26 protein-coding genes are annotated in these 26743 nt (G+C 43.6%); 10 read left to right on the forward strand and 16 right to left on the reverse strand.

The window, feature by feature from the left end; translation table 11 throughout:
• Nucleotides 1-170: 170 nt before the first annotated feature.
• Nucleotides 171-686 carry a Der GTPase-activating protein YihI gene (gene yihI, locus Xsto_RS13485; RefSeq protein WP_099109573.1) on the reverse strand — a complete coding sequence of 172 codons (516 nt, stop codon included), beginning with the start codon at nt 684-686 and terminating at the stop codon, nt 171-173.
• 147 nt (nt 687-833) lie between these two features.
• Between yihI and Xsto_RS13490 the strand changes: the two genes are divergently transcribed.
• The gene (locus Xsto_RS13490; protein WP_099125376.1) at nt 834-2300 is read left to right on the forward strand and encodes a glycosyltransferase family 39 protein; all 1467 of its coding nucleotides are present in this window, start codon (nt 834-836) and stop codon (nt 2298-2300) included.
• 101 nt (nt 2301-2401) lie between these two features.
• Here the strand turns inward: Xsto_RS13490 and Xsto_RS13495 are convergent, their stop codons facing one another.
• Nucleotides 2402-3736 carry an NCS2 family permease gene (locus tag Xsto_RS13495; protein ID WP_099125377.1) on the reverse strand — a complete coding sequence of 445 codons (1335 nt, stop codon included), beginning with the start codon at nt 3734-3736 and terminating at the stop codon, nt 2402-2404.
• Nucleotides 3737-3899: 163 nt separating this feature from the next.
• A complete protein-coding gene (locus tag Xsto_RS13500; RefSeq protein WP_099125378.1) occupies nt 3900-4451 on the reverse strand; it encodes a TetR/AcrR family transcriptional regulator in 552 nt (183 codons plus the stop codon).
• Between the two features lie 105 nt (nt 4452-4556).
• On the opposite strand from Xsto_RS13500, the gene Xsto_RS13505 reads away from it, so the two are divergent.
• From Xsto_RS13505 to Xsto_RS13515, 3 genes are all read left to right on the forward strand, one after another.
• Nucleotides 4557-6050, forward strand: coding sequence for an MFS transporter (locus Xsto_RS13505; protein ID WP_099109515.1), 1494 nt, complete (start codon nt 4557-4559; stop codon nt 6048-6050).
• A 377-nt stretch (nt 6051-6427) separates the two neighbouring features.
• Nucleotides 6428-7543 (forward strand): acyltransferase family protein, encoded by a 1116-nt coding sequence (locus Xsto_RS13510; protein WP_169926649.1) that lies wholly within the window; start codon nt 6428-6430, stop codon nt 7541-7543.
• A 199-nt stretch (nt 7544-7742) separates the two neighbouring features.
• Complete coding sequence (locus Xsto_RS13515; protein ID WP_099109517.1) at nt 7743-8129, forward strand: cupin domain-containing protein; 387 nt, start codon at nt 7743-7745, stop codon at nt 8127-8129.
• Here Xsto_RS13515 and Xsto_RS13520 read toward each other — a convergent pair whose 3' ends face one another.
• From Xsto_RS13520 to greB, 13 genes are all read right to left on the reverse strand, one after another.
• Complete coding sequence (locus Xsto_RS13520; protein WP_099125380.1) at nt 8130-8381, reverse strand: LuxR C-terminal-related transcriptional regulator; 252 nt, start codon at nt 8379-8381, stop codon at nt 8130-8132.
• 70 nt (nt 8382-8451) lie between these two features.
• Nucleotides 8452-9651, reverse strand: coding sequence for a hypothetical protein (locus tag Xsto_RS13525; protein WP_099125381.1), 1200 nt, complete (start codon nt 9649-9651; stop codon nt 8452-8454).
• A gap of 126 nt (nt 9652-9777) precedes the next feature.
• Nucleotides 9778-10533 (reverse strand): amino acid ABC transporter permease, encoded by a 756-nt coding sequence (locus tag Xsto_RS13530; protein WP_099109520.1) that lies wholly within the window; start codon nt 10531-10533, stop codon nt 9778-9780.
• Nucleotide 10534: 1 nt separating this feature from the next.
• On the reverse strand, nt 10535-11272 hold the full coding sequence (locus Xsto_RS13535) for an amino acid ABC transporter permease (protein ID WP_099125382.1): 738 nt from the start codon (nt 11270-11272) through the stop codon (nt 10535-10537).
• Nucleotides 11273-11478: 206 nt separating this feature from the next.
• A complete protein-coding gene (locus tag Xsto_RS13540; protein ID WP_099125383.1) occupies nt 11479-12339 on the reverse strand; it encodes an ABC transporter substrate-binding protein in 861 nt (286 codons plus the stop codon).
• Nucleotides 12340-12449: 110 nt separating this feature from the next.
• Nucleotides 12450-13166, reverse strand: a complete 717-nt coding sequence (phoU, locus tag Xsto_RS13545) for a phosphate signaling complex protein PhoU (protein ID WP_099109523.1) — start codon at nt 13164-13166, stop codon at nt 12450-12452.
• A 26-nt stretch (nt 13167-13192) separates the two neighbouring features.
• Nucleotides 13193-13972: a phosphate ABC transporter ATP-binding protein PstB gene (pstB, locus tag Xsto_RS13550; protein ID WP_099125384.1), complete on the reverse strand. Its 780-nt coding sequence runs from the start codon at nt 13970-13972 to the stop codon at nt 13193-13195.
• A gap of 21 nt (nt 13973-13993) precedes the next feature.
• Nucleotides 13994-14908 (reverse strand): phosphate ABC transporter permease PstA, encoded by a 915-nt coding sequence (pstA, locus tag Xsto_RS13555; RefSeq protein ID WP_099109525.1) that lies wholly within the window; start codon nt 14906-14908, stop codon nt 13994-13996.
• Between the two features lie 5 nt (nt 14909-14913).
• Nucleotides 14914-15900, reverse strand: coding sequence for a phosphate ABC transporter permease PstC (gene pstC, locus Xsto_RS13560; RefSeq protein ID WP_099109526.1), 987 nt, complete (start codon nt 15898-15900; stop codon nt 14914-14916).
• A gap of 155 nt (nt 15901-16055) precedes the next feature.
• Nucleotides 16056-17096, reverse strand: a complete 1041-nt coding sequence (gene pstS / locus Xsto_RS13565) for a phosphate ABC transporter substrate-binding protein PstS (RefSeq protein WP_099125385.1) — start codon at nt 17094-17096, stop codon at nt 16056-16058.
• Between the two features lie 156 nt (nt 17097-17252).
• Nucleotides 17253-18263 carry an ATP-binding protein gene (locus tag Xsto_RS13570; RefSeq protein WP_099125386.1) on the reverse strand — a complete coding sequence of 337 codons (1011 nt, stop codon included), beginning with the start codon at nt 18261-18263 and terminating at the stop codon, nt 17253-17255.
• A 42-nt stretch (nt 18264-18305) separates the two neighbouring features.
• Nucleotides 18306-19025: an osmolarity response regulator transcription factor OmpR gene (gene ompR, locus Xsto_RS13575; RefSeq protein ID WP_099109529.1), complete on the reverse strand. Its 720-nt coding sequence runs from the start codon at nt 19023-19025 to the stop codon at nt 18306-18308.
• 177 nt (nt 19026-19202) lie between these two features.
• Nucleotides 19203-19688: a transcription elongation factor GreB gene (greB, locus tag Xsto_RS13580; protein ID WP_099109530.1), complete on the reverse strand. Its 486-nt coding sequence runs from the start codon at nt 19686-19688 to the stop codon at nt 19203-19205.
• Between the two features lie 412 nt (nt 19689-20100).
• On the opposite strand from greB, the gene Xsto_RS13585 reads away from it, so the two are divergent.
• The 6 genes from Xsto_RS13585 to Xsto_RS21085 all read left to right on the forward strand — a co-directional run.
• A complete protein-coding gene (locus Xsto_RS13585) occupies nt 20101-22449 on the forward strand; it encodes a Tex family protein (RefSeq protein ID WP_099125387.1) in 2349 nt (782 codons plus the stop codon).
• 389 nt (nt 22450-22838) lie between these two features.
• Nucleotides 22839-23363, forward strand: a complete 525-nt coding sequence (locus Xsto_RS13590; RefSeq protein WP_099109532.1) for a pyridoxamine 5'-phosphate oxidase family protein — start codon at nt 22839-22841, stop codon at nt 23361-23363.
• 286 nt (nt 23364-23649) lie between these two features.
• Entirely contained in the window at nt 23650-23880 is a 231-nt protein-coding gene (gene feoA, locus Xsto_RS13595) for a ferrous iron transporter A (RefSeq protein ID WP_099109533.1), read from the forward strand.
• A 74-nt stretch (nt 23881-23954) separates the two neighbouring features.
• Nucleotides 23955-26264, forward strand: a complete 2310-nt coding sequence (gene feoB, locus Xsto_RS13600) for a Fe(2+) transporter permease subunit FeoB (protein WP_099125391.1) — start codon at nt 23955-23957, stop codon at nt 26262-26264.
• Between the two features lie 8 nt (nt 26265-26272).
• Nucleotides 26273-26512, forward strand: a complete 240-nt coding sequence (locus tag Xsto_RS13605) for a FeoC-like transcriptional regulator (protein ID WP_099125388.1) — start codon at nt 26273-26275, stop codon at nt 26510-26512.
• A 134-nt stretch (nt 26513-26646) separates the two neighbouring features.
• Nucleotides 26647-26743: IS1 family transposase (locus Xsto_RS21085; RefSeq protein ID WP_339955557.1), on the forward strand; the 97-nt coding region annotated here is incomplete at its 3' end.

The raw sequence follows: 26743 nt of genomic DNA on the forward strand, positions 1-26743 counted from the left end.
GGTGGCAAGAGATAGAGTAAGTCCCCGGGAACATAGATAACTATGTGACCGGGGTGAGCGAGCGCAGCCAACAAAGAGGCAACCTGAAAAACGAAGTGTATACCGCCTTTGATGATCAAGATAATTTATGCATGAATGGCTAGCCATTCAGAACCGTTAACCTTCAGGAATTATTTACCTTTCAGCAACTGCATAATGTCGTCTTGTTTTTCTTCTTCGCTGTCATCCTCTTCCAGATCGATACCCAGCTCTTCCATCAGAACATCAATGCGATCGAGCATCTTATCGACATAGACATTATCTTCTTCGGAAAGGTTTTCACCCTGCTCAAGACGTGCCAGCAAATCATCCAGACGTTCATCATTTTCCAGCATTTCCAGTTCTTCCCGCGCTGACAAGCGAGGTTTTTCGGGCGCTTTAGGCTGTTTCGCTACTGGCTTAGCGACTGCTTTTTCACCAACAATCAACGGAACCGCGACTTTACTCCCGATACGAGGATCTCTCTCTTGCTTAGTACCAGTCTGTTTTTTCTGGTTACTTTCCTGATGGCGATTACCGGATGGATTACCGCGATGTTTTTTCTGGCGCTTACGCTCACGCCCTTCTGCGTTTAATTCTTCACGGCTTTTTCTTTTGTGCTTACCCGCAGAGGCTCTTGCCGGGGATTTTTTCTTTAACTGATTCATAGCGTGTGACTCAACTCGTGTTATCAAGATATTTTCGGCGGAATCTAACAGAATCCACATATAACATCCAATGTCATTCACTTATTCTTTCAAGTTCAGCTACTATTTTGAGTTACCTTAACTCAAATAATATAAGCCTTAGCAACTATGCGTTTCTTTGATATTTCTTATAGAACTTCATTGTATCTTTGGTGTATTGGTTATGCTGTCTTATGGATGTTAGTAAGTTATTACCTTGATCCGACTGTTCCCTATGATGCTGTAGAAGCCCTGAACTGGGGCATAAACGGTGAATGGGGTTCCCCGAAAAACCCGTGGCTGGTGGGTGTTGTGATGTTACCAGCTATTCATATCAGCCATATTTCTCTCAGTTTTTATTGGTATTTCATCCATTTTGCTGTCATTGCTGTAGGTATGATGGGTGTCTGGCAGCTGGCTTTGCGCTTAACAGGAAAAATTGAACTGGCATGGCTGGCTATGCTGTCTCTCAATCTGTCTGGCGTCATCAATTTCGATATCATTCCGTATAATGACAATTATCTGCTGGTAATGTTGTGGTCGTGGTCACTATTGTTCTTCCTGAAGGCTATCGATGATCATCCCAAATGGTGGCTGGCGTTCGCGTTAGCTACAGGGTTGGCAACAATGAGTAAGTACTCTTCACTCTCGATTGTTGGCTCAGTCTTTTTACTTTCTCTGTTTGTTCCCAAAGTACGGCGACATTATCGGGAACCACTGTTTTATCTGGCGCTTGTGCTATGGCTGATGTTGGTGTTACCCAATATCTGGTGGCTGGTAAATAACGATTTTTCTGCCTTCAAATGGGTAGACTCGCAAATCAAGCAAGGATTTAATCTGCACACCACGCGCTCTCTGTTTTCAGTCTTTTATCCTCTCATTATCGTCAGTACCATTATTTATCTATTAGGCGGAAAAATTGGCTGGCCAAAACAGCAATCTAATCAACTGACCAATATTGTCATTCTGCTGCCCCTGCTGATTATTTATGGCTGGTTTTCCTTCAATGAGGGCGGGCGCATGACCGAATGGCTACAGCCTTTCATGGCAGTAGCTCCAGCGCTGCTAGTCGGCTCGATAACCGTACCCCCCCATAAATCCTTAACAGGGACATTGCGAGGTCTGGCTGTGTTTGCTGTCGTAGTTCTCATTGGCTATGCCAGTATTATGCTGACAAATGTCCGTGGTGCAGGAGAAAAATTTGCCGGAATAAAAATCTTTTCCAGCCAGCTGGATCAGCGCTGGGATGAATTGTATTCAACACCACTGCATTATGTTGGAGGTGAATACCTGCATCAATGGCTGACGTTCTACAGCCACTATCGCCCCCAAACCATACAGCCGTGGGAAACCGGTAACGGTGCGCCGCCTAATATTTATAATCGCCATATTAAAGAGAGTGATATTGTCAAATATGGTGCAGTGCTGGTGGGGAAAAGAGGGAAGAACTGCTCACAGGAGCATTTCCAGTCCACGTTGGCTACATGGCCTGCATTAACTCTCAGCCATAAGGAAGATTTCACTTTTCAGGCACAGCCCGGCGCGGAATCTGAAGTAATTTGCATCGGTTTTATTGCACCAGAAAGCCGCCATTAATCTTTTTTTAGAAAAATATTTTGTATAATTTCTATAAAAAAGCCTGATACATCAGGCTTTTTTATATTGCTCGGTACTCTGTTTAGCTGAGATTATAATTATCAGGCATCGACAAATACCATTTTCAGCACAAACAGCAACGTGACAACAATAACGCACGGGCCTATCTCCCGCCATTTTCCTGTTCCCAGTTTCATCACGCAATAAGCCATAAAGCCCAGTGCAATACCTTCAGTAATTGAGAAGCTGAATGGCATCATAACAGCGGTGATAAATGCCGGAACGGATTCCGTCAGATCATCCCATTTTACCCGTGTCAGGCTGGATGTCATCAAAACGCCGACATAAACCAGCGCACCCGCCGTAGCATAAGCCGGAACCATACTGGCCAGTGGAGAAATAAACATCACCAGCAGGAATAAAATACCAACGACGACAGCAGTTAACCCAGTACGGCCACCCACAGAGACGCCAGAAGAACTTTCTACAAAAGCGGTTACCGAAGAAGTGCCGATGTAAGAACCTGCCACTGAGCTGATGCTATCAACATACAGAGCCTGCTTCATCTGCGGGAATTTACCGTTACTGTCAGCAAGGCCGGCTTTATCGGTCACACCAATCAGCGTACCGGATGAATCAAATAGGTTCACTAGCATAAAAGAAAAAATAATCCCGACTAATGCGATATCCAGCGCGCCTTTCACATCAACATGCCCGACAACACTCATAACACTGGGTGGCAAATCAAAAATTCCCTGATATTCCACATACCCCAGCATAAACCCGATCCCCGTCGTTATTACGATGGACAGCAATACTGCGGCATGGAAATTACGTGCTGCTAAAATAGCAATGATAAAAAAGCCCAGCGCTCCCAACAGGACGTTATGAGTAGTAAAGTTACCAATAGAAACGATCGTATCTGGATTCGGTACAATAATGCCGGCATTTTTCAGCCCCATCATAGCAATAAAAAGCCCGATACCGCTGGTAATACCGACTCTCAGCCCCACGGGAATATTCGCTATCATCCAGTAACGGATGCGGAAAATCGTCAGGATCAGCAGCCCTACAGCACCCCAGAAAATTGCGCCCATCGCAACCTGCCACGAAACACCCATAGCACCAACAACAACGAAGGCAAAAAATGCATTCAGACCCATAGCAGGCGCAACCGCAACAGGTAAATTAGCCACTATCCCCATCATAATGCTGCCAAGTGCAGCAATTAAGCAGGTTGTGACAAATACAGCTTTAATATCCATTCCGGCAACAGACAGAATTTGTGGGTTCACAAAGACGATATAAACCATCGTCAGAAAGGTTGTCAGCCCCGCAATCATCTCAGTGCGAACTGTTGTACCATGCTCTTCCAGTTTAAACACGCGCTGAAGTAAACCCTGACTATTTGCAGAGCCTGAATTGAGTGTACTCATTAATGTTTTATTCCTAAACAGATGAAGTTTTCGATTCATCCTACAGGAAATCAAAATAAATCGTTATCCTAAAAGATCAAAAAAGAAAACGATTGCCATGAGTACAATCAATAAGTTATATCACAAAGTGATTATTAACGAACTACACTAATGGGCGCTGTTTTTATTCACTATTTTCAGAAGGTGCCATCTCCAGAATATCGCTGAAAATATCCGCCCATTCATCCTTACCAATATCCATCAAGCCAAAGAAACGTAAAATAAATACACCTTCTGTCGCCAAAAAAGCTAAACGGGCCAGACGACCTTCTGCTGTTGTTGTATCCAAATTAGCGATGCGCTCACGATACCAGTCACGGGTTGATTCCAGATGTTCCGGTGTTTGCAATAACGATGCCATCAGCCCCGCTGCTTTCGCCGATGACACTTCATCGGAACATTGACTTGCTTCAATGTGCGCACGTATTGCAGTCAGTGGATCAGGAGCTTCTCCGGCTATTTTGTAGAATTGTTCCTCGTAGCCAAGCCCCCAACGTTCAAACATCGCCTCAATAAGCGCATCTTTCGTATTAAAACTGTATTGAACCCCACCCTTAGTGATCCCGACGGCCTTTGCTACCGCATCAATGGTAAGAGCCGATGCCCCATGTGTGGTGACAATTTGTTCTGCTGCATCCAACAGAATGTTTCGGTCAATTGTTTTACGTCGTCCCATTATTACTCTCTTTTAATTCAATACGTATGTATTTATAATGTGCGCAATTTGTACCGTCAAGGGTTGGCGATACAGGCTCCCTAAACCACACTGATGAGTTCTTTCATGAAATCAAATACTCGCTGGCTTGTGCTGGCTGTTATTTCCAGTGCACTTTTGCTGATTGTCATCGACATGACAGTCCTCTATACAGCTTTACCACGTTTAACATACGATTTACGAGCATCTTCCACTGAGAAGTTATGGATCATGAATGCTTATTCATTAACCATTGCAGGCCTGCTTCCCGGAGCGGGTGCTCTAAGTGATCGCTTTGGTGCCAAAAAATTATTTACTACCGGATTAGCTGTATTCGGTATTGCTTCAATGATGGCAGCATTTTCTCCAAATACGAGTATGTTGATCTGTGCACGAGTGATACTTGCCATCGGTGCCGCAATGATGATGCCGGCCACACTCGCAATAATCCGTCAGGTTTTCGAAGAACCCGGAGAACGCGCTCTTGCCATCGGTATCTGGTCCGCTGTTGCTGCGGGGGGCGCGGCACTCGGTCCCGTCATAGGTGGAATACTGCTGGAATATTTCTGGTGGGGTTCCGTTTTCCTGATCAACGTCCCAATCGTCATTATTGCGTTGATATTCGCTCTATTCACTATTACGAAAAGCCAGAGTAACCCACAACGCACATTCGATCTGCTGGCCTCCGTCCAAATTATGATCGGGCTGATTGGCATTACTTTTGCTCTCAAAGAAATCAGCAAACAAGCCCCATCAATGGGAACTGCCATTATAGCCAGTGCAATCGGGATGATATTCACGATGATGTTCGTTTATCGGCAACGTCGTTCACCTGCACCGATCATAGACTTTACTTCATTAAAATCCTATGGTTTTGCTACCGGTGTCGCGACCGCTTTTGTTAGCACCGCAGCCCTGATGGGAGTTGAATTAATAGTCAGTCAGCGGCTGCAACTTATTGCTGGTTTATCGCCTTTACAGGCAGGATTATTTATTTTACCTATCCCATTAGCTTCTTTCGTTGCCGGGCCATTAGTGGGTCTTGTTATACCCAAATTGGGTTCAGGAAGAATTATGTGGCTTTCACTTTTTCTGGCAGGATTAGGTATTTTTGGCTATCTCATTGGCTTCCGGTCCGGAATGTTGGTACAAATCACGACATTCTCCATGATTGGATTTGGTGTCGGTGCTGCGATGACAGCAGCTTCTACCTCCATCATGTTCAGCGCCCCCGAGCATAGCGCAGGTACAGCAGCCTCAATTGAAGAAATTGCCTATGAACTTGGAGGTCTGATTGGGGTTGCTGTACTCGGTAGCCTGTTGGTAGCAATTTATACAGCAGCATTTACCCTACCAGCTGATATCCCTGTATCAGAATCAGTCAGTAATGCATTACAGAATAGTATTGATGAAGCGATTATCGTCGCAGAAGGGCTAAAGGGCGATATGGCTTTATCATTGCTTCAGGCAGCAAAACTGGCCTTTGATAGCGCATTTCTGTCCGTTTTAACCATATCAGGCGCATTGCTATTGTTAAGCGCTACCATAATTGCGTTGTTTACCCCGAAAAAGCACAGCTAATTTATCTTAAAAAGTGGCGTAAGCAATCATTACTGAGGACGCCACTTTCAAATTATTTCGAATAATCATATAGAACCGTCACATCAAAAAAATTCATTAAGTTAATTCAAATATAAATCATGGTTATTGAAACAAATGAAACTTGACCATATCGAAAATTTGTGAGCATTATGCAGATATTGGCTTCAATGCCTATTTAGGTTGCCACACGCTAACGATAAAACATATTAAGATAAAAGATAACTCCGGCCACTTTTTTATAGCGGTTATTAGTCTCCTTTTTACATACTATGAAGTCACTAAATATATTAATTTTATTTAAAAATAATTATTTTTAATTGTACATAGTTAAAATTTACATATTGAATGAGATGGGTATGATGAAGCGATTTGAATCTTTAGATGCGGTCAGAGGAATCGGTGCTTTAATTGTTGTGACTGGTCATTTACATATTATTGGTGCATTTACCGAACTTCATTTTTTTCGTACCTGTTATATTATTGTGGAGCTTTTCTTTGTACTTAGTGGATTTGTACTGACACATACCTATGCATATAGAGATGTAAAATTTACTCCATATATATCTTCCCGTTTTTTCAGAATATTCCCTCTTCACATATTAATGTTATTGATATTTATATTTCTGGAATTTTGTCGATTATTGATTCAAAAAAACGCTGGCATTCATTTTGATACAACACCATTTACCGGCAGAACTGCGCCCTCGGAGATTTTACCCAATCTCTTTTTAATTCAATCATGGACTCCCACAACACATTATCTCAATCTGACTTTTAATTACCCTACGTGGAGTCTTAGTGTCGAATTCTATACATATATTATACTGTATTTAACCATTATTACTTTTAGAAAAATGAATATCGCTCCTCTAATATGGCTATTAATATCTGTAGCCACTTTATGGCTGCTTGTCAGTGGCAACCCTATATTACAACAAGCTGTTACACGAGGAGTATCAAGTTTTTTTGCTGGAGCATTTACCTATAGTATTTTCAGGATTTTCTCTGATATAAAAATAAGCACTATTACGGCAACTATTTTAGAAATTCTCTGTGTGGTGTTTCTCATTTATTTTGTCAATTCCCAATATGAAGCCAAGCAAATAATCTGCACTGTTATTTATTGCCTTACTATTTTCACCCTGGCATATCAAAGAGGTATTATTTCCTCTTTTTTCCTTAATAAATACATGCAGCATTTAGGTAAAATATCTTACTCTCTTTATATGGTTCATGTGGCAGTAATATTAATTATTACAACAATAATGTTTATTATTCAGAAAAAAACGGGCATAGAGTTAACTCAGCTCATCGCAGGAAGGAGAAACTTGACTACCGGTAATATTTTTCTCAATAATTTACTGGCATTAAGCATCTATTTTATCGTCATTGTCACCGCAACCATAACATATAACAATATTGAGGCGAGATTTATGAAATATAGGATTAAACCTTCATCTAATAGCCAATAACACTGGTATATATTGCTACCCATTCTGAAAAAAATACTCATCCCCCAATGTAGGTAAAAATAGCAAAACATTTAATATAAATGAGACATAATTCTGATAATTAAAAAAAATTATTTTTTTACACATGAATAAATGTTAAGTTTTAATACTCAATCAAAAAAGAGTAGAAAGTTCTCATTTTAAATATAAGGATGTAATTGTGATAGATTTTGCTAGCTTTTCTACAGAAGAAGCCATCAAAGATGATGCAGTGGGTATTTCTGTCAGGCACATGATAAAAAAAGAAGGCTTAAATGCTTATGCCACGTCTATTAATGCAGGTAAAAAAGTTGGGTGCCATAACCACAGCAACGGAGATGAATGGTATATAATACTTTCTGGTGAAGGCGAAATCTGGACAGGTGAAGTAGTAAATAATGATATTCATGATGTCCAAAAAAGGCAGTTCTCCCAAGGATCTATTTTCTGTATTTATCCGAATACAGCACATCAACTTGTCGCTCATGAAAAGGTGGAATTAATATTTTTATGCCCAGAATCCCACCTATCCCATGATAGAGTATGCTTTTCAGACATATGTGAATAATTATTTTTCAAAAGTAATAGACTGTGATTCCCTGAAAAAACTTTCAGGGATATAGTTAGCAATGTTATTTTCATAACAATATGCCACTAAATCTTTTTTACATTTTACCCCTGTTTTTCTATATACATTTTGAATATGATTCGCGAGTGTTCTGGCTGAGAGTCGTAGCTTTTCAGTTATATCATTAGTGGAAAAACCTTGCAAAATATAAAAGAATTTACTTTTCAAATATATCATTAGCCAATATCCCATCTTGCAACAGCTAAGTAATGCTCCACTCGATCCTAGAGTATCACCGTTGCAAGATTGTTTACCAGAAATACTATAATTTCATAATCATCCGATGCCATGCCAAAAAATAATGTAGTTCTCTGAGATAATAGTTATAGTTTCGAGTATTTAACATAAAAAATGCCAGTAAAAAATCTATTGCTATAATATATAAAGAAATATTTCTATATTCTATTATTCCCGCAATAAACTTCAACCCCAATAATAGTAAAAATAATACAAAAAAGAGATAATGTGCAGAAATCAGCATCTTAAAACCAAAAACAACGCCTTTGTGCGTTAGTAAAACAGAGAAAGAAGAAAATATTAACACTAATGCGATAATAAAAAACAAAATAGGAAGATCATTTTTGTTATCAAGACTAGATAGCAATATAAATGCTGTCATTACATAAGCCTTAACCAATAAAACCATAGATAACACTGTTTTTATCAATACTTTTTTATTTATACTGAACAATAATAACCCATTATATTTACTTAACTTGTTATCATTCAGCAAATTCTTGTCATTATTTTTTACCCTCTGATTTAGCACATTAATTTCTTGAAAGGTTTTTCTTATATTTTCATTTAACATGCAATATTGCCAAATTATTTTTAACACACTCCTTTTTTTATTATTAACATCAGATTCAATTTCTTTTTTTTCTATTGATTTATTTATCTTATTTTGCAAGAGATCATTATTTATCTTATACCATAAGTTTTCCTTCATACTATGAGAAAAATGGTGGCTATTAATAATAACTCGATTAGTGAAAAAGTTAAAAACCACTATTATTAACAAATGCCACTCGTGATGCATATAATAGACAAAATAATCAAGCATGAATATAAATATTGCAAAAACAATACCTAATGTATTCAGCACATTCAATGTCTTTAAAGCTAAGAGATGGCCTTTATATGCGTATAGGGTTAAAGCCGAAGTAGAGGAAATAATAAATATATTAGCAGAACGTTGGAAACCAGCAACATCTGAATCAAAATAGAACCCATAAAACACAATAACTAATATTATATAGGAAAAAACTATCAATACTGGAAATAATGCCTGAAGTAAACTTTCTCCTGAATAAGATGCAATAGATACTTCTTTTTTTAGATTAATAAGTTCCGGCTCATCCAATAATGATGGGGCACCATGCTTAACCTTTTCATCTATTTCCCCATGCAACTCTAAAAGTTTTTTAAATTGACTGTTAACTAATATACTTTTTATACTCATACTATATTCTCAAATTCAAATAACTTCCCTTTCAGGGTGTTTTTATCAAACTCAAAACATAATAGAGATAATAACTCCCCACTTCAATCGCGGAGAGTTAACAGGTGAAACAAGCCAAATATCTGGCTAACATTTAATATTAGCGTTAGAAACCATCGTTAATTCCTTTTTAGACCAAAACGTGAAAAATCCCTTTCTTTCTCGCCTTACAGAGAAACGACGAGCCACATAGTTTGCTGTCAATTCCAGTGATAAACACATCACGAAATACACTAATGCGACAAATAAAAAGACTTCCATCGGGTAAACCATACTGCGGTTATTAACCTGTGTTGCCAGAAATGACAGTTCTGCCACACCGACAATATAAGCCAATGAGGTATCTTTGATTAATGCAATCCACTGGTTGATAAACGAAGGCACCATCATGCGCAAAGCCTGTGGTAAAACGATATGCCACAACACTTCCCAGCGATTAAAGCCCAAAGACAACCCTGCTCGCCATTGGCCTTCTCCGATTGCCAGAATACCTGCTTTAACACCGTGAGCCAGATAAGAAGAGGTGATCAGAGCCAGTGCGCAGACAACCGTTGTAATTTCGGGAATTTCCATTCCCAATACCACCGGCAACAGGAAGTAAGTCCAGAAAATCAGCATAATAACCGGTATAGCACGGAAAAAACCCAACACCGCCGCCAGCAGGTTTACCCAGAAACCACGCAGCATCGCCAGTGCAACGCCTGCCACAATTCCTAAAACAATGGAAATTGCTCCGGCCATCAGGCTGATTATCAGTGTTAATGCGGCACCTTCCAGTGGCCCGTCAGGAAATGTGCCCAACAGTAGGTAGCGCCAGTTTTCAGCGATAACAGTAAAATCCATATCAATGCCCCCTCGCCAGTATTCTCTGCTGACGCCACTGCCCCCAGCCTTCCATCACCGCAATAATCGCAATGTAAAGCACTGTCGCAACACCAAACGCTTCAAATGTTTTCAGGGATTGTGTTTCTACCTGACGGGAAGCATAGGAAAGTTCAGCCACACCAATCGCCATCGTTAATGATGAGTTCTTAACGATAGTCATGTACTGTCCTAACAGGGGCGGCATAGCAATTTTCAGTGCTTGTGGCAGCACAACATAGCGCATCGCCTGCCAGCCAGTTAAGCCCAGAGCCTGAGCCGCATATTTTTGCCCACGCCCAATCCCCTGCATGCCTGCTCTCAGTTCTTCCGCGACAAAAGGCGCTGAATAGAGTGTCAAACCGATAAACCCGGCCAGAAACTCAAATGAAGGCCATTCCAGTGTTGAACCTGCCAGTGTGATTTCATGGGAAGTATTCAGCCAGATCATAGCGGCCTGGGGCAAAATCTGGCCTGAGGCGAAATACCAGAAAAAGAGTTGTACCAACAGTGGCGTATTACGGAATATCGAGGTATAGGCTGTAACCAGCCAACGCAATGGCGTAATTTGGCTGTCCCGTGCAGCCGCAATGACAAAACCTAATAAAGTAGAAAAAACAATAGTACAGGCAGAGATCCACAACGTAATCAGGAACCCTTGCCAGAGCCATTGCAGATATTCAGAAGCCAATAAGTGCTCGCCGAGAAATTGCTCAAACATAACGCGTTCACCATATTAATAATATTCACCCCATACCCTATAGATTTCGAGTTGCATCGCGGCGGCAAGGAAACTCATCCATATGACCGGGGTGAGTGAGCATAGCCAACAAAAAGGCAACCTGAAAGACAACGGGTATATCAACAAACGGCGCAGCCCCGTGCAAAGACGGGGCTGGCTTTCGCTATCATTTCAGGTGCTATCTATTACTCTGCCTGATTGTTTAACGGAGCGAATCTGAAATCACCACGCGGCTGAGCCGATTTTGTTTCAGGGCCAAACCAGCGGTTATAAATTTTTTCGGCTTCGCCTTCTTTTTCCAGTTTCAGTAATGTCTGGTTTACGGAATCAACCAAGCGGGCTTCTCCTTTTGAAGCCGCTACTGCCTGATATTCACGGGTAATGCTGAACGGAGAGATTTCAAAATCTGCTTTTTGCACCTCAGGCACATTGGCCAGCAGGCCAACTAATTTGGCATCATCCTGCGTGATCGCCTGAACATTACCATTTCTCAATGCAGCAAATGCCAGCGGAGTATCGTCATAAGAGATAACTTTGGTCGTTGGATAACGTTCACGCAACGTAATTTCCTGTACTGTCCCTTTATCTGCGCCGATACGCAGTTTAGCGATATCGTCCGGGTTAGTCAGAACGCCTTTACGTGCAATAAATTTTTGCCCTGTGGCAAAGTAAGGAATGGAGAAATCCACCTGTTTTGCGCGTTCATCGGTAATCGTGAAGTTCGCGGCAATTAAATCAATTTTTTTGGATGAAAGGAGTGGAATACGGTTAGCGGGATTGGTCGGGCGCAGTTCCAGTTTTACACCCAGATCGTTGGCAATGGCATTGGCGATATCCACATCATAACCTGCCAGTTTTTTTGTTTGAGGATCAATAAAACCAAAAGGCGGGTTACTATCAAATACCGCAATACGAACTGTGCCTGCTTTTTTTATATCATCAAGTTTATCTGCCTTAGCGACACCTGAAGCCAATACCAGACCGGTCAGTAATGCAGTCAGTGCTATTCGGGATTGATTACGCCGAGATTGATTGCGGTATTTCATTGGACACCCCTGTTATCAATAATTGTTCATTGTTTAACAAAAGCTATCAATTTCGGCATAGCACATGAAATAATATAAAATACTATATTTATATTATTTTGGAATAAAAATTACTCACCTTTTGTCAGCAGCTCTTCCAGTTTATCGCCACCAATATGACGAAAATCCTGCCCCTTTACGTAATAGAAAATAAACTCACAAATGTTCTGACAGCGATCACCGATACGTTCAATAGAGCGGGCACAGAAGAGTGCGGTCATAATGCTTGGGATAGTACGCGGATCTTCCATCATATAGGTCATTAACTGACGGACAATGCCTTCATATTCCTGATCCACTTTTTTGTCTTCACGATAGATACGAATGGCTTCAGCCAAATCCATGCGAGCAAAAGCGTCCAGTACATCATGCAGCATTCGGATGGTATGCCAGCCCAAAGACTCCAGACTGACCAGCAACGGTTGATGCTGCTGAGAAAACCGCTCCAGCGCGGTCTGACAGATTTTATTCGCTCCATCACCAATGCGCTCAAGCTCCGCAATGGTTTTTGAGATAACCATAATCAGGCGCAGATCACTGGCCGTCGGCTGACGCTTGGCAATAATTCGAACACAGGCTTCATCTATTGCCACTTCCATCATATTCACTTTTTCATCGTCTTCAATGACCTGCTGAGCCAGCTCTCTATCCTGATTGTGCATCGCCAGAATCGCTTTGCTAAGCTGCTCCTCCACTAATCCGCCCATCGCCATAAGTTCAGTACGGATATGTTCCAGTTCAGCGTTGAACTGGCCTGAGATATGCCTGCCGAAATTCAGATTGTCCATCTTTAGCTACCCCATTTCTGCCTGTATCAACCGTAACGACCGGTAATGTAATCTTCGGTCTGCTTCATTTTGGGTGTGGTGAACAAAATATCAGTGTCACTGAATTCAATCAGCTCACCCAAGTACATAAAAGCCGTGTAATCAGAACAACGTGCTGCCTGCTGCATATTATGAGTCACGATCACAACGGTATATTCCGCTTTCAGTTCACTGATAAGCTCTTCAATACGCCCCGTAGAAATCGGGTCGAGGGCCGAGCAGGGTTCATCCAGCAACAAAACTTCTGGACGAATGGCAATACCACGGGCAATACACAAACGCTGCTGCTGGCCTCCTGACAGGCTATAACCGCTCTGATGCAGTTTATCTTTTGTTTCGTTCCACAATGCCGCTTTCGTCAGTGCCCATCGCACCCGTTCATCCATTTCAGCTCTTGGAAGTTTTTCAAACAAACGTATTCCAAACGCAATATTGTCGTAAATCGACATCGGAAAAGGTGTCGGTTTCTGGAAAACCATTCCCACCTTAGCCCGCAGTAAAGCTATATCCTGTTTATCGGCCAGAATATTTGTCCCATCAAGCAGGATCTCACCTTCTGCTCTCTGTTCTCCGTACAATTCATACATTTTATTAAAGGTGCGCAGCAATGTTGACTTGCCACACCCTGAAGGGCCAATAAAAGCGGTCACTTTATTCTGTGCAATATCTAACGTCACATTTTTCAGGGCATGAAATTTGCCATAATAGAAGTTCAGATCACGCACCTGAATCTTACTCCCTGCCACATCATTATTAACCTTATTCATCAACAGCTTCTCTCTTCAGTTTCAGAATTTTTTACCGGCAAATTTCTTTTTGGCAAACAAAACCCGAGCCAAAATATTAATCAACAATACACACAGGGTAATCAGCAAAACGCCGGCCCATGCCAGCTGCTGCCAGTCCGAAAATGGACTCATGGCAAATTTGAAAATGGTGACAGGCAGGTTAGCAATGGGTTGGCTGAGGTCTGTGCTCCAGAATTGGTTAGAAAGGGAAGTAAACAACAAAGGCGCAGTTTCACCGGCAATACGGGCAATAGCCAGCAGGACGCCGGTAATAATGCCGGATATGGAGGCTTTTAACGTGATAGCGGTGATCATTTTCCATTTCGGTGTTCCCAGTGCATAAGCGGCTTCACGTAAGTTATTCGGCACCAGTTTCAGCATATTTTCCGTTGTGCGGATGACAATGGGAATTTGTAACAAAGCCAGTGCAATAATCCCTGCCCAACCGGAGAAATGCTGCATCTTCATGACCACTATGGTGTAGACAAATAGCCCAACCACAATAGAGGGGGCCGAAAGCAGGATATCGTTAATAAAGCGAACCATTTCAGCCAACAAAGAGCGACGGCCATATTCAGCCAGATAGATCCCCGCCATAATCCCTAAAGGTGTGCCAAACACCGTTGCCCAGAAAATCAGGAGCCCACTGCCGACGATAGCGTTTGCCAGCCCGCCTCCCTCACTGTTAGGTGGTGGTGTCATTTCAGTGAATAACGCCACAGACATGCCATCAATGCCTTTGGTGATTGTAGAAATTAAAATCCAGACCAGCCAGAACAGACCAAAAGCCATTGTTGCCATAGACAGAAACAGGGCTAGACGGTTTTTCTGACGCCGCCAAACTTGCCTTCGGTTGCGGCTGGCATGGCTTTCTGAGCCAACACTACCATTTGTTCGTTTATCAGTAATCGCCATTTTATTTAGCGCCCCTCATTTCTGGACAGACGCATAATCATCAGTTTTGACAACGCGAGAACAATAAAAGTGATCACAAATAAAATCAGCCCCAGCTCCATCAGAGCAGAAGTATGCAGGCCCGGCTCAGCTTCGGCAAATTCGTTTGCCAGCGCAGAGGTGATACTGTTTCCCGGCATATAGAGCGAAAAACTATCCAACTGGTAGGTATTACCGATAATGAAAGTCACTGCCATCGTTTCCCCTAATGCCCGCCCCAGCCCCAACATAACGCCGCCGATGACACCATTTTTGGTGTAAGGCAGAACGATATGCCAGATCACTTCCCATGTTGTGCAGCCAACGCCGTAAGCCGACTCTTTCATCATGACCGGAGTCTGTTCAAAGACATCACGCATCACAGAAGCAATATAGGGAATAATCATAATGGCAAGAATGATCCCCGCAGCCAGAATACCGATACCGAAGGCCGGGCCGGAAAACAGTTCCCCTACAATGGGAATGCCCGACAACACTGCACCGACAGGCTGCTGAAAATAGGTGGCAAAAAGCGGAGCAAACACGAACAGCCCCCACATGCCATAAACAATACTGGGAATGGCCGCCAGTAACTCAATTGCCACACCAAGTGGCCGTTTCAGCCAGTTTGGTGCCAGTTCTGTCAAAAACAGAGCGATACCAAAACTAACCGGAACGGCAATAATCAGGGCAATGAGCGAGGTGACTAATGTGCCGTAAATCGGTACCAGTGCACCAAAGATCTCTGCCGGCGCATCCCAGTCTTTCTGCCACAGGAAAGCTATTCCAAACTGCTGCATACTCGGCCAGGAAGCAACAAACAACGAAATGATGATCCCTCCCAGCAGGAATAGCGTCATCAACGCAGCCAACCTGACCAGTACACTGAAAATGATATCGCCATACCTGCCCGGAGCTTTTTGCAAACTGGTTTGGTCATCGGCTTTATGTTCTGCCATGCGTTCAATTCCCATTTGATACCCTTCGTCTTTCAAGTTGCCTCTTTGTTGGCTGCACTCACTCACCCCGGTCACATAGCTATCTATGCTCCCGAGGATTCGCTCCCTGGCCGCCGCGATGCAACTTGAAATCCATTGGGTAGAGTTATCAGTTTCCACCCGATAAAGAGCTAGTACAGAGCATTGCCATGCTCATCCTTTATATTGCTTTTCCATGCTGCGCGTACCTGTTTGATAACATCCTGCGGCAACACGGCATAATCCAGCTCTTTCGCCTGTCGGCCTCCTTTTTCATAAGCCCAGTCGAAGAACTTCAGAACCTCTGCACCATTTGCGCCATTTTTCTGCTGTTTGTGGATCAGGATGAATGTTGTTGAAGTGATTGGCCAAGCATTCTCGCCCGGTTGATTCGTCAGATCCTGCGCGAAACTTTTACTCCAGTCAGCACCTTTTGCCGCCGCACTGAAATTGGCCTCAGTGGGAACAACTGTCTTTCCGTCAGCAGTAATCAACCCGGTATAAGCAAGGTTATTCTGTTTCGCATAGGCATATTCAACATAGCCAATGGAGCCGGGTAAACGCTGAACAAATGCGGCAATACCATCGTTGCCCTTACCTCCCAGCCCAGTCGGCCATTTCACTGTAGAACCGGCGCCGACTTTTGTTTTCCAGTCACTATTCACTTTGGATAGGTAACTGGTAAAGACAAATGAAGTACCAGAGCCATCCGCACGGCGAATAACGGCAATGTCCTGATCAGGAAGTTTAAGATTCGGATTCAGTTTCGCAATGGCGGGATCATTCCATTTCTTAATGGTGCCAAGATAGATATCTCCCAGCGTTTTTCCATCCAGCACCAGTTGGCCCGATTTGATATTCGGAAGGTTCACCGCCAACACAATGCCACCGATCACAGTAGGAAACTGGAATAAACCCTCAGATGCCAGTTTTTCATCGGTGAGTGGTGCATCTGAAGCACCAAAATCAACCGTGCCAGCTATGATCTGTTTTACGCCACCCGAAGAACCAATTCCCTGATAATTGATTTTGTTGCCGGTTTCTTTTTGATAGGAATCAGCCCATTGGGTATATATCGGTGCCGGAAAGGTTGCTCCGGCTCCTGTCAGACTGGTTGCTGAAAATGAAGAGACAGATACCATAACTGATGCTGCTGCCATCATACCTGCTACAGTGAGACGCATTGGTTTCATACACCCTCCGCTAAGAGACACATCATTCATCAAAAACAACTGTTAGTAGTAGTTTGGTTTTAAAAAGATGATTCTGGAGGGAAAAATAAGTCACTTTGATGACAGCAGAATGTACGAATTATGACATTTTTATGACAGCGGTTCAGAATGAGGAATTTAGGAATCAGCCGCCAGTGGGATATAAGCGCGAATGGATACCCCCCCCCTTTCACTTCTGCCCACATCAAGGTATCCGTCATGCATGTCGATGATACGGCTGATAATGGCAAGCCCCAGCCCAACGCCACTGTGATTATGGCGGTTATTCATACTATGCGCTTTTCCCTGCCTGAAAGGCTGGAACAAAATATCAATGTCTTCCTTTGTGATACCAGCGCCATCATCTTCCACCTGAAACCAGCCGAATTTTTCAGTTTTTCCACTGCTGATGCCGATCCATCCATTACCATAACGCTGAGCGTTAGTGAGCATATTCGCCAGTACACGCTTCACTGACAGAGGGTCGGCCATAATGAAAACCGGAATAACAGACAGGTTATCTGCAATCGCCGCTTTTTCTGCCCTCATCACTTCCTCAATGAGCTGATTTAATTCACAACGAATTTTTGCCGTATCCTGCCCGGCCCGCTGATAATCGATGAACTGGCTAATGATTGCATTACACTCTTCAATATCATGATTCACGGACTCACAAAGGAAATCATTTTTCCCGTCAATCAGCTCCATCGCCAGCCGTATCCGTGTCAGCGGAGTACGTAAATCATGGCTGAGACCCGCTATAAAAATAGCCCGATCATTCTCCAGCGACTTAAGCGCCACCGACATTTGGTTAAAAGCACGGATAACCGACCGGGTGCCAGATGTCCCCGATTCAGGTAATGGTGCAATAATTTTGCCTTTTCCTGTCCTGATGATTGCCTGCTGTATGGCTGCCAAAGGACGCCTTTGTGCCTGAAGGTAAAACCAGCACATTGCGGCAACGAGGAGTACTGACAATAGTGTACTGATCAGGATATACGGGAATACGGCAATAAATGAGATGCCTTCCCGCCTTGCCAGCATAGTGGCAGACAGATAACTGATCATCAGGCTGCTCAACGGCATTGCCAGTGCCCAGACCAGAGCACGGGATAATTTATGATGCAGTGAGAGCCTGAACTTTTTCATAACGTACTTCCACTTATTCCTTATCAGGTACCTTATTACTATTTATGCTTGATTACCGTCAGGAACGAAAACATATCCCAATCCCCAAACGGTCTGGATATAGCGGGGATGTGCCGGATCTTCTTCAAGCAGCCGACGCAGACGGGAAACCTGCACATCAATAGAACGTTCCGTCGCACCGTATTCCCTGCCCCGGGCCAGACTCATCAGCTTATCCCGCGATAACGGTTCACGGGGATGAGACACCAGTGCTTTCAGTACAGAAAATTCACCACTGGTCAGGGCTAGTTGTTCATCTTTATGGAACATTTCTCGCGTCCCGAGATCCAGTTTAAATTTACCAAACGTTACGACGGCATTATCCGGTGTCTGTGCGCCGGATAATTCATTAGAGTGCCTGCGCAACACTGCTCGGATACGTGCCAGTAATTCCCGTGGATTAAAGGGCTTTGCCAGATAATCATCCGCTCCGATTTCCAGACCGACAATCCGGTCAACTTCTTCCCCTTTCGCAGATATCATAATGACAGGGATCGGGTTATTCTGACTCCTTAATCTGCGGCAGATTGAAAGCCCATCTTCTCCCGGTAACATTAAATCCAGTACAATCAATCGAATAGATTCTCTGGTCAATAAGCGGTCCATCTGCTCTGCATTTGCAACACAACGAACTTGAAAACCCTGCTCCGATAAGTAGCGTTCCAGCAATACGCGCAAACGCATATCATCATCAACAACAAGTATTTTATAACTCTCTTGCATGTGTCAGCTCCCAAGATGCTCCATGCCCGCAATATCCATTATTCTTACAGAAAATCCATGCCTTAAAATAACACTAACGCCATGTATTTTAAGAATATTTGCAATATTGGCAATAATTACTTATGTTTCTGTTTTTCATCCCTGTTTTCCTTGCTCCCTGATTTACACCTACTGTTTTTATATTTCCGGTGGCTGATAACTGATTTCCAAAATCCAGTAAACCGCCAGACCATTCGGCGTCATTACAGTCACTTCATCATCAACCCGCTTGCCAAGTAGCGCTCTTGCCACCGGAGAATCAATGGAAATCCATTTTTTGGCCGGATCAAACTCATCCGGCCCCACCAGACGGAAAATATATTCTTCGGCTTTTTCGTTTTCGACTTTAACCCATGCCCCAAAAAAAACTTTTCCTTCCTGTCGCGGATCAGGGTCTACAATTTGCAAGACATCCAGTCTCTTAGATAAAAAACGCACGCGACGGTCAATTTCCCTTAACCTTTTTTTACCATAAATATATTCTGCGTTTTCTGAACGATCTCCTAATGCAGCCGCATCAGAGACAGCCTGAGTAACTTGTGGGCGCTCAGTTTTCCAAAGGTATTTCAGTTCCTGATCAAGCGCCTGCCAGCCCTCTCGGGTAATATAGTTACTTTTGCCCATGAAAAACTCACTTGAGAAAATATGATTAATGGCGCAGTACTATATCTTAACCGGGCAGATATTCGATGAGTTCCATCGCAACATGACAGAAATATTATGCTATACCTGTTAAATTCCGAGTCGCATCACAGCAGAAAATAATCAGTCACTGCGATGATTCAGTCCTTGCAACAAAACGGACAACCGAAAGAAAGACAGAAGGCATATACACAATGGATTTCAAGATGCGGCGCAGCCAACAAAGAAGCCACTTGAAAGACGAAATATAGAAACTGGAAATTATTGCGCTCTGTACGTATATAATGGAGCCAAGTTTGAACCCTGCCAGCATCCAGTTAAATGATGAATCTGGCCCTGTCTGCGGATATCTGCTGATATCTACAGGCGCAGAGAAAGTTGAAGAAAATAGACTATGAATGAATCTTTAAGTCGAATTATTGCCGGTGAGTTACAGGCTCAGCCCCAACAAGTTCTGGCTGCTATTACTTTACTTGATGAAGGAAACACCGTTCCCTTTGTTGCCCGTTACCGTAAAGAAGCTACCGGAGGTCTTGATGACACCCAGCTTCGCCAGCTTGAAAGCCGTCTTGGCTATCTGCGCGAGCTGTCAGACCGCCGCCAGACTATCCTGAAATCTATCGAAGAGCAGGGTAAACTGACGAGTGAACTGGCTGAAGCCATCAATAGCACGCTCAGCAAAACCGAACTGGAAGACCTCTACCTTCCTTATAAACCTAAGCGCCGTACCCGTGGGCAAATCGCGATTGAAGCCGGGCTGGAGCCACTGGCAGACCTGTTATGGCAAGACCCGCAGCAAGAACCGGAATCTGCCGCTGCCGCTTACGTTAATGCTGACAACGGTGTTACAGACACCAAGGCCGCCCTGGATGGCGCTCGCTATATATTGATGGAGCGTTTTTCTGAAGATGCGTCTCTGTTGGTGAAAGTACGTGAGTACCTGTGGAAAAATGCCCACCTGACTGCCAAAGTCGTTGAAGGTAAAGAGGAAGAAGGCGCTAAGTTCAGCGATTACTTCGATCATCATGAAGCTATCTCCTCTGTTCCCTCGCACCGCGCTCTTGCGATGTTCCGCGGACGCAATGAAGGCATCCTGCAACTGTCCCTGAATGCCGATCCCCAGTTTGAAGAAGCCCCTAAAGAAAGTTACTGCGAGCAGATTATCACTGACCACCTGAACCTGCGTCTGAACAGCGCACCGGCTGATAGCTGGCGCAAGGCTGTCGTGAACTGGACATGGCGGATCAAAGTTCTGCTGCATATGGAAACAGAGTTGATGGGTACGCTGCGCGAAAAAGCAGAAAATGAAGCGATCAACGTCTTCGCCCGTAACCTGAATGACCTAATGATGGCAGCTCCTGCGGGTATGCGTTCCACAATGGGTCTGGATCCGGGTCTGAGAACAGGGGTGAAAGTTGCTGTCGTGGACTCAACCGGTAAATTACTGGCTACAGATACCATCTACCCGCACACTGGTCAGGAAAACAAAGCAGCCGCAGCGGTTGCAGCGCTGTGCACCAAATATAATGTTGAGCTGGTCGCTATTGGTAATGGCACTGCATCCCGTGAAACAGAACGCTTCTTTGCCAACGTTCAGAAACAGTATCCTGCTGTCACCGCACAGAAAGTCATTGTCAGTGAAGCTGGTGCATCTGTTTATTCTGCTTCAGAACTGGCAGCTCAGGAATTCCCTGATCTGGACGTTTCACTGCGTGGAGCGGTTTCTATTGCCCGTCGTCTTCAGGATCCACTGGCGGAACTGGTTAAAATCGAACCAAAATCCATCGGTGTTGGTCAGTACCAGCACGATGTCAGCCAGACTCAGCTTGCCAAAAAACTGGATACCGTGGTTGAGGACTGTGTAAACAGTGTCGGTGTTGATCTTAATACTGCATCTGTTTCTCTGCTGACCCGAGTTGCAGGTCTGAGCCGCTCTGTCGCCCAGAATATCGTCACTTGGCGTGATGAAAACGGTCGTTTCAATAACCGTGAAGAGCTGCTGAAAGTTCGCCGCCTCGGGCCAAAAGCGTTCCTGCAATGTGCGGGCTTCTTACGGATTAATCAGGGTGATAACCCGCTGGATGCTTCTACCGTCCATCCAGAATCCTACCCGGTCGTTGAAAAAATTCTGGCTACAACAGAGCAGACTTTACCGGAACTGATGGGTAACCCAGCGGCTTTACGCGATTTGAAAGCTCAGGATTTTACCACGGCAAAATTCGGTATCCCGACGGTCACCGATATTCTGAAAGAACTGGAAAAACCGGGTCGCGATCCTCGCCCTGAGTTCAAGACTGCCACGTTTGCCGACGGTGTGGAAACCATGAATGACCTGCGTGCAGGTATGATTCTGGAAGGCACTGTCACTAATGTCACCAACTTCGGTGCGTTTGTTGATATCGGTGTCCATCAGGATGGGCTGGTACATATTTCTTCCCTTTCCGATCGATTCGTGGAAGATCCACACACAGTAGTGAAAACGGGCGATATCGTGAAAGTGAAGGTGATGGATGTTGACCTGAACCGCAAACGTATTGCCCTGACAATGCGCCTTGATGAGCAGCCGGGAGAAGCTCCGGCCCGCCGTAATAACTCTCAGGGAAATAACCGCCAGGAACGTAATGGCAATGAACGTAACCGAAATGGCAAAGGCCGCCAGAATTTCCGTTCATCCGGTTCCGCACAATTAACTAACAGTGCCATGAGTGATGCTCTGGCAGCCGCTTTTGGTAAAAAACGTTAATATCCTGCGGTAGTGTACTTTCAGAACTGGCTTAATTAAGCCAGTTCTGTCAGGCATAAAATATGTTAGATATATACACTTTATCTTTCAAATTGTCGCTGTATCGTCTGCAACGTATTTTGAAGTCCATTGTATATATTCATCACTGAAAATCGTTTTTAATTTTCATTAATAAAATAAAATACCTTAATAAATCAATACTATTTTCATCATCACACTGCAATTTATTGCCGATCTAATAAATTTAAATAGGAGAAATTACTGCCTGTCTTCATTAATACTTAATATAATCTGTTGCGAAAATTCAATCACTATTATTAATAGTAACCATAAGTCGTTTAAATAACTATAAATACAGATAATAAACTCAAATTGTTAAGGAATAATTTATGAATAAATATATCCAAAGCAGTTTTGACTTACTCAGCAATATAAGATTCTTCAATCTTGCCACTCATGATCCGAATGCCGAATCAGTTTGGTCATCCACACTCTTTTATATTCCTAAATATAATCCATTAAGTTTAATCTGGTATTCAAAACAGGATACCCGCCATTCTCAGGAACTACTTATCAACCCTCGGGTCAGCGGTACCATATACAGCAGTATCACCACGCCTGATTCATCGCTGATACTCGCTGGCTCTCAGTTCATCGGCCACGCCCGTCAGGTTCCCGACGATGAACTACAGGAAACCTATGACTACTTCTTCCTGAAAACTTACCCGGATGAGAATATCAGAAAGAAAAAATCCCGCCCGATTGCTGACTATCATGGCAATGCAATGCGCCGCTTCTATGAATTAAAAGTGGAAGCATGGTGGGTATACGACTCAACAGGCTGGAGTGAACGTCAGGATGATGCCCGTGTCTCAGTATCATTAAATGATCTTCTTTATCCACCGAAAAATTAATAGAAAAATAGATAATAACAAGCTCCATTTCTTATTGGAGCTTGTTATTAATTCCTTTCAGATATTCTTTACATAACTTTAATTTTTGATTAAATCACCATTAAATTGATTAATATCAATTTATTCCGTCATTATTCAATGATAAATAGATGATATTGGTATTGCATATTATTCTCATTAGCGCTTTAATCCAAAATAACTAATATACTTTTTCCTTGTGAATTTCGCTTTATTGAGGATAATCATTCTCATAATCACTGTCTTTTGAGTTTTAACGGAGTGTTATATGTCACTGACTCCAAATCAAAGCTATAAAATTCTGGGGTTCTTCCCACAGATAAATCGCGCATACAGGCAAAAATTATTGTCTCTGGGGATGTTACCCGGTTCTACTTTTCAGGTTATCCGAGTTGCACCTTTGGGAGACCCCATTCAAATAGAAACACGCAGAGTCAACCTTATTCTCCGTAAAAAAGACTTAGCGCTCCTCACATTAGCAGTACATCCAGCAGAATGAATGAAGTCCAGATGCCGTACAGTCCTGAGACTGAATGCAATGATGCACACTATTCCTGATCAGTAAAAAGTATGATGAAACAATTAACTATAGGTTTAATCGGTAACCCTAACTCTGGGAAAACCACTTTATTCAACCAACTTACAGGCTCCCGACAACGGGTCGGTAACTGGTCTGGGGTCACTGTTGAACGCAAAACCGGGCATTTTTCCACCCAAAAACATCAAATAGACCTTGTCGACCTTCCCGGTACCTATTCTCTCACAACCATTTCCGAGCAAACCTCAATTGACGAGCAAATTGCCTGTCACTATATACTGAGCAGCGAAGCCGATATGTTCATCAATGTCGTTGACGCTTCGAATCTGGAACGTAATCTCTACCTTTCATTACAGCTCATTGAGCTTGGTATTCCCTGCATTATTGCCCTGAATATGCTGGATATCGCCAAAAGCCAGCATATCAATATTGATATTGCAGCGCTGGAGCAGCATCTTGGTTGCCCGGTTATTCCGCTCGTCTCTACCCGCTCAACAGGGATAGATACGCTTAAAAAAGCCATTGACCACTACCACCAGCCTGTACGCCCCGTGTTGGTGCAATACCCCGATACTTTATTGCAGGAAGCCAACAACCTTGCAGACCTGATCAGCAGAAACTTCAATCTGCAACAGCGTCGCTGGCTCAGCTTGCAAATACTGGAAGGAGATATATACAGCTTTGAGCGTTCAGAACTGACGCAGGCACAATTGGCTGAAAGTAAACTTCGCCTGCAACAGGAACAGATTGAAGAACCTGAACTCATCATTGCAGATGCCCGTTATCAGGCAATCAATAAATTGTGTCTGACAGTCACGGATGTTGACTCAGCAATACCCAATAAACTGACTCAGGCGATAGACAAAGTTATTCTCAATCGCTGGCTAGGCGTGCCTGTCTTTCTGTTTGTCATGTATCTCATGTTCGTGCTGGCGATTAATATCGGTGGTGCTTTACAACCCATTTTTGATGGTGCTTCCTCTGCTATTTTCATTGATGGTATGCAGTGGCTCGGCTATACCCTCCACTTCCCCGGCTGGCTGACCATTTTCCTTGCACAAGGAATCGGAGGCGGTATCAATACCATGCTGCCATTGGTTCCGCAGATCGGCATGATGTACCTGTTTCTCTCTTTTCTTGAAGACTCCGGCTATATGGCCAGAGCTGCATTTGTGATGGACAGGCTGATGCAGTCTCTGGGATTACCGGGTAAATCCTTCGTGCCACTGATTGTCGGCTTCGGCTGTAATGTTCCTTCCGTGATGGGTGCCAGAACACTGGATGCACCGCGTGAAAGGCTGATTACCATTATGATGGCGCCATTTATGTCTTGTGGCGCACGTCTGGCGATTTTTGCCGTTTTTGCCGCCGCGTTCTTTAATAAACATGGTGCCAGCATTGTCTTCTCTCTGTATATCCTCGGTATTGTCGTTGCCATCCTGACGGGTCTGCTACTCAAATACACCATTATGCGTGGTGAGGCATCCCCCTTTGTCATGGAGCTGCCGGTCTATCATGTTCCTCATGCTAAAACGTTATTAATCCAGACCTGGCAACGCCTGAAAGGATTTGTGATCCGTGCAGGTAAAGTGATTGTCGCAGCCAGTATGCTTATCGGGGCTCTCAATAGCTTTTCTTTCTCTGGTAAGACAGTAGACGATATCAATGAATCAGCGCTGGCCTCGGTCAGTAAAGTCATTACACCGATCCTTCATCCTATCGGCGTACATTCTGATAACTGGCAGGCAACAGTCGGGCTTATCACCGGAGCGATGGCAAAAGAGGTGGTTGTCGGAACACTGAATACACTTTATACCGCAGAAAACATCACTAAACAGCCATTCAACCCGGGTGAGTTTAATCTGCTGGATGAACTGACAGGCTCAGTAACAGAAACATGGGACAGCCTGAAAGAGACATTCACCCTGAGTGCTCTGTCCAACCCGATTGAAGCCAGTAAAGGCGACGGCAACATGGACAGCAGTTCAATGGGAGTGATGAGTGCCAAATTTGGTTCTCCTATTGCGGCCTACAGCTATTTGATCTTTGTTCTGCTGTATGTTCCCTGTGTTTCTGTGATGGGTGCCATTGCCCGTGAAACCAGCCGCGGCTGGATGACATTCTCAATTTTATGGGGGTTAAACGTAGCCTATTCTCTGGCTGTACTGTTTTATCAGGCTGCAACCTTTTCGGCACATCCACAAAACAGCCTGCTCACTATTCTGGCGGTCATTTTGTTCAATGTCGCTGTTTTTGTCGGATTACGCCGCGCACGCAGCAGAATCACAATCACATTCAATAGCACCAGAGACCGGAGCTGCGATTGTTCCGGTAGCTGTCACTAGGAGTTGCCATGATTAGTCTGCTGCAAATCCGCGATACGGTCGCCCTTCATGGGCGCACCGATGCCAGATCACTGAGCCATCAGTTTTCAGCACCACTGCCCATCGTAGAAGCCATGCTCAATCAATTGGTGACGATGGGTAAACTGGAGGAAGTAGACATTTCCTCCTGCCTGAGTGGAGGCTGTAAACAGTGCCCGGAAACACAGAGATGTGCTGTTAAGTCATATCAGCTGGCGATGAAAAAATAAAAATAAACAGTTGTCCAAAATGATAGAACACTGCTTGATAGCGGTTGCTGGGTGATCTCCATTCATGAAAATAGGTCATGCTCCCAATGATTAGATCTTGTGATAAACTCCCTACTTTTTATTCTGGGTGAGATATGGCTAAAGTGGATGTGATTTGTCGTTACTGTCATAAAACAAACGAGGTTAAAGGGCATGGAAAAGGACGTACTGGACATCCTCGCTATCACTGCT

Origin of the sequence: Xenorhabdus stockiae (genome assembly GCF_002632825.1) — a bacterium.
GTDB classification, from domain to species: domain Bacteria; phylum Pseudomonadota; class Gammaproteobacteria; order Enterobacterales; family Enterobacteriaceae; genus Xenorhabdus; species Xenorhabdus stockiae.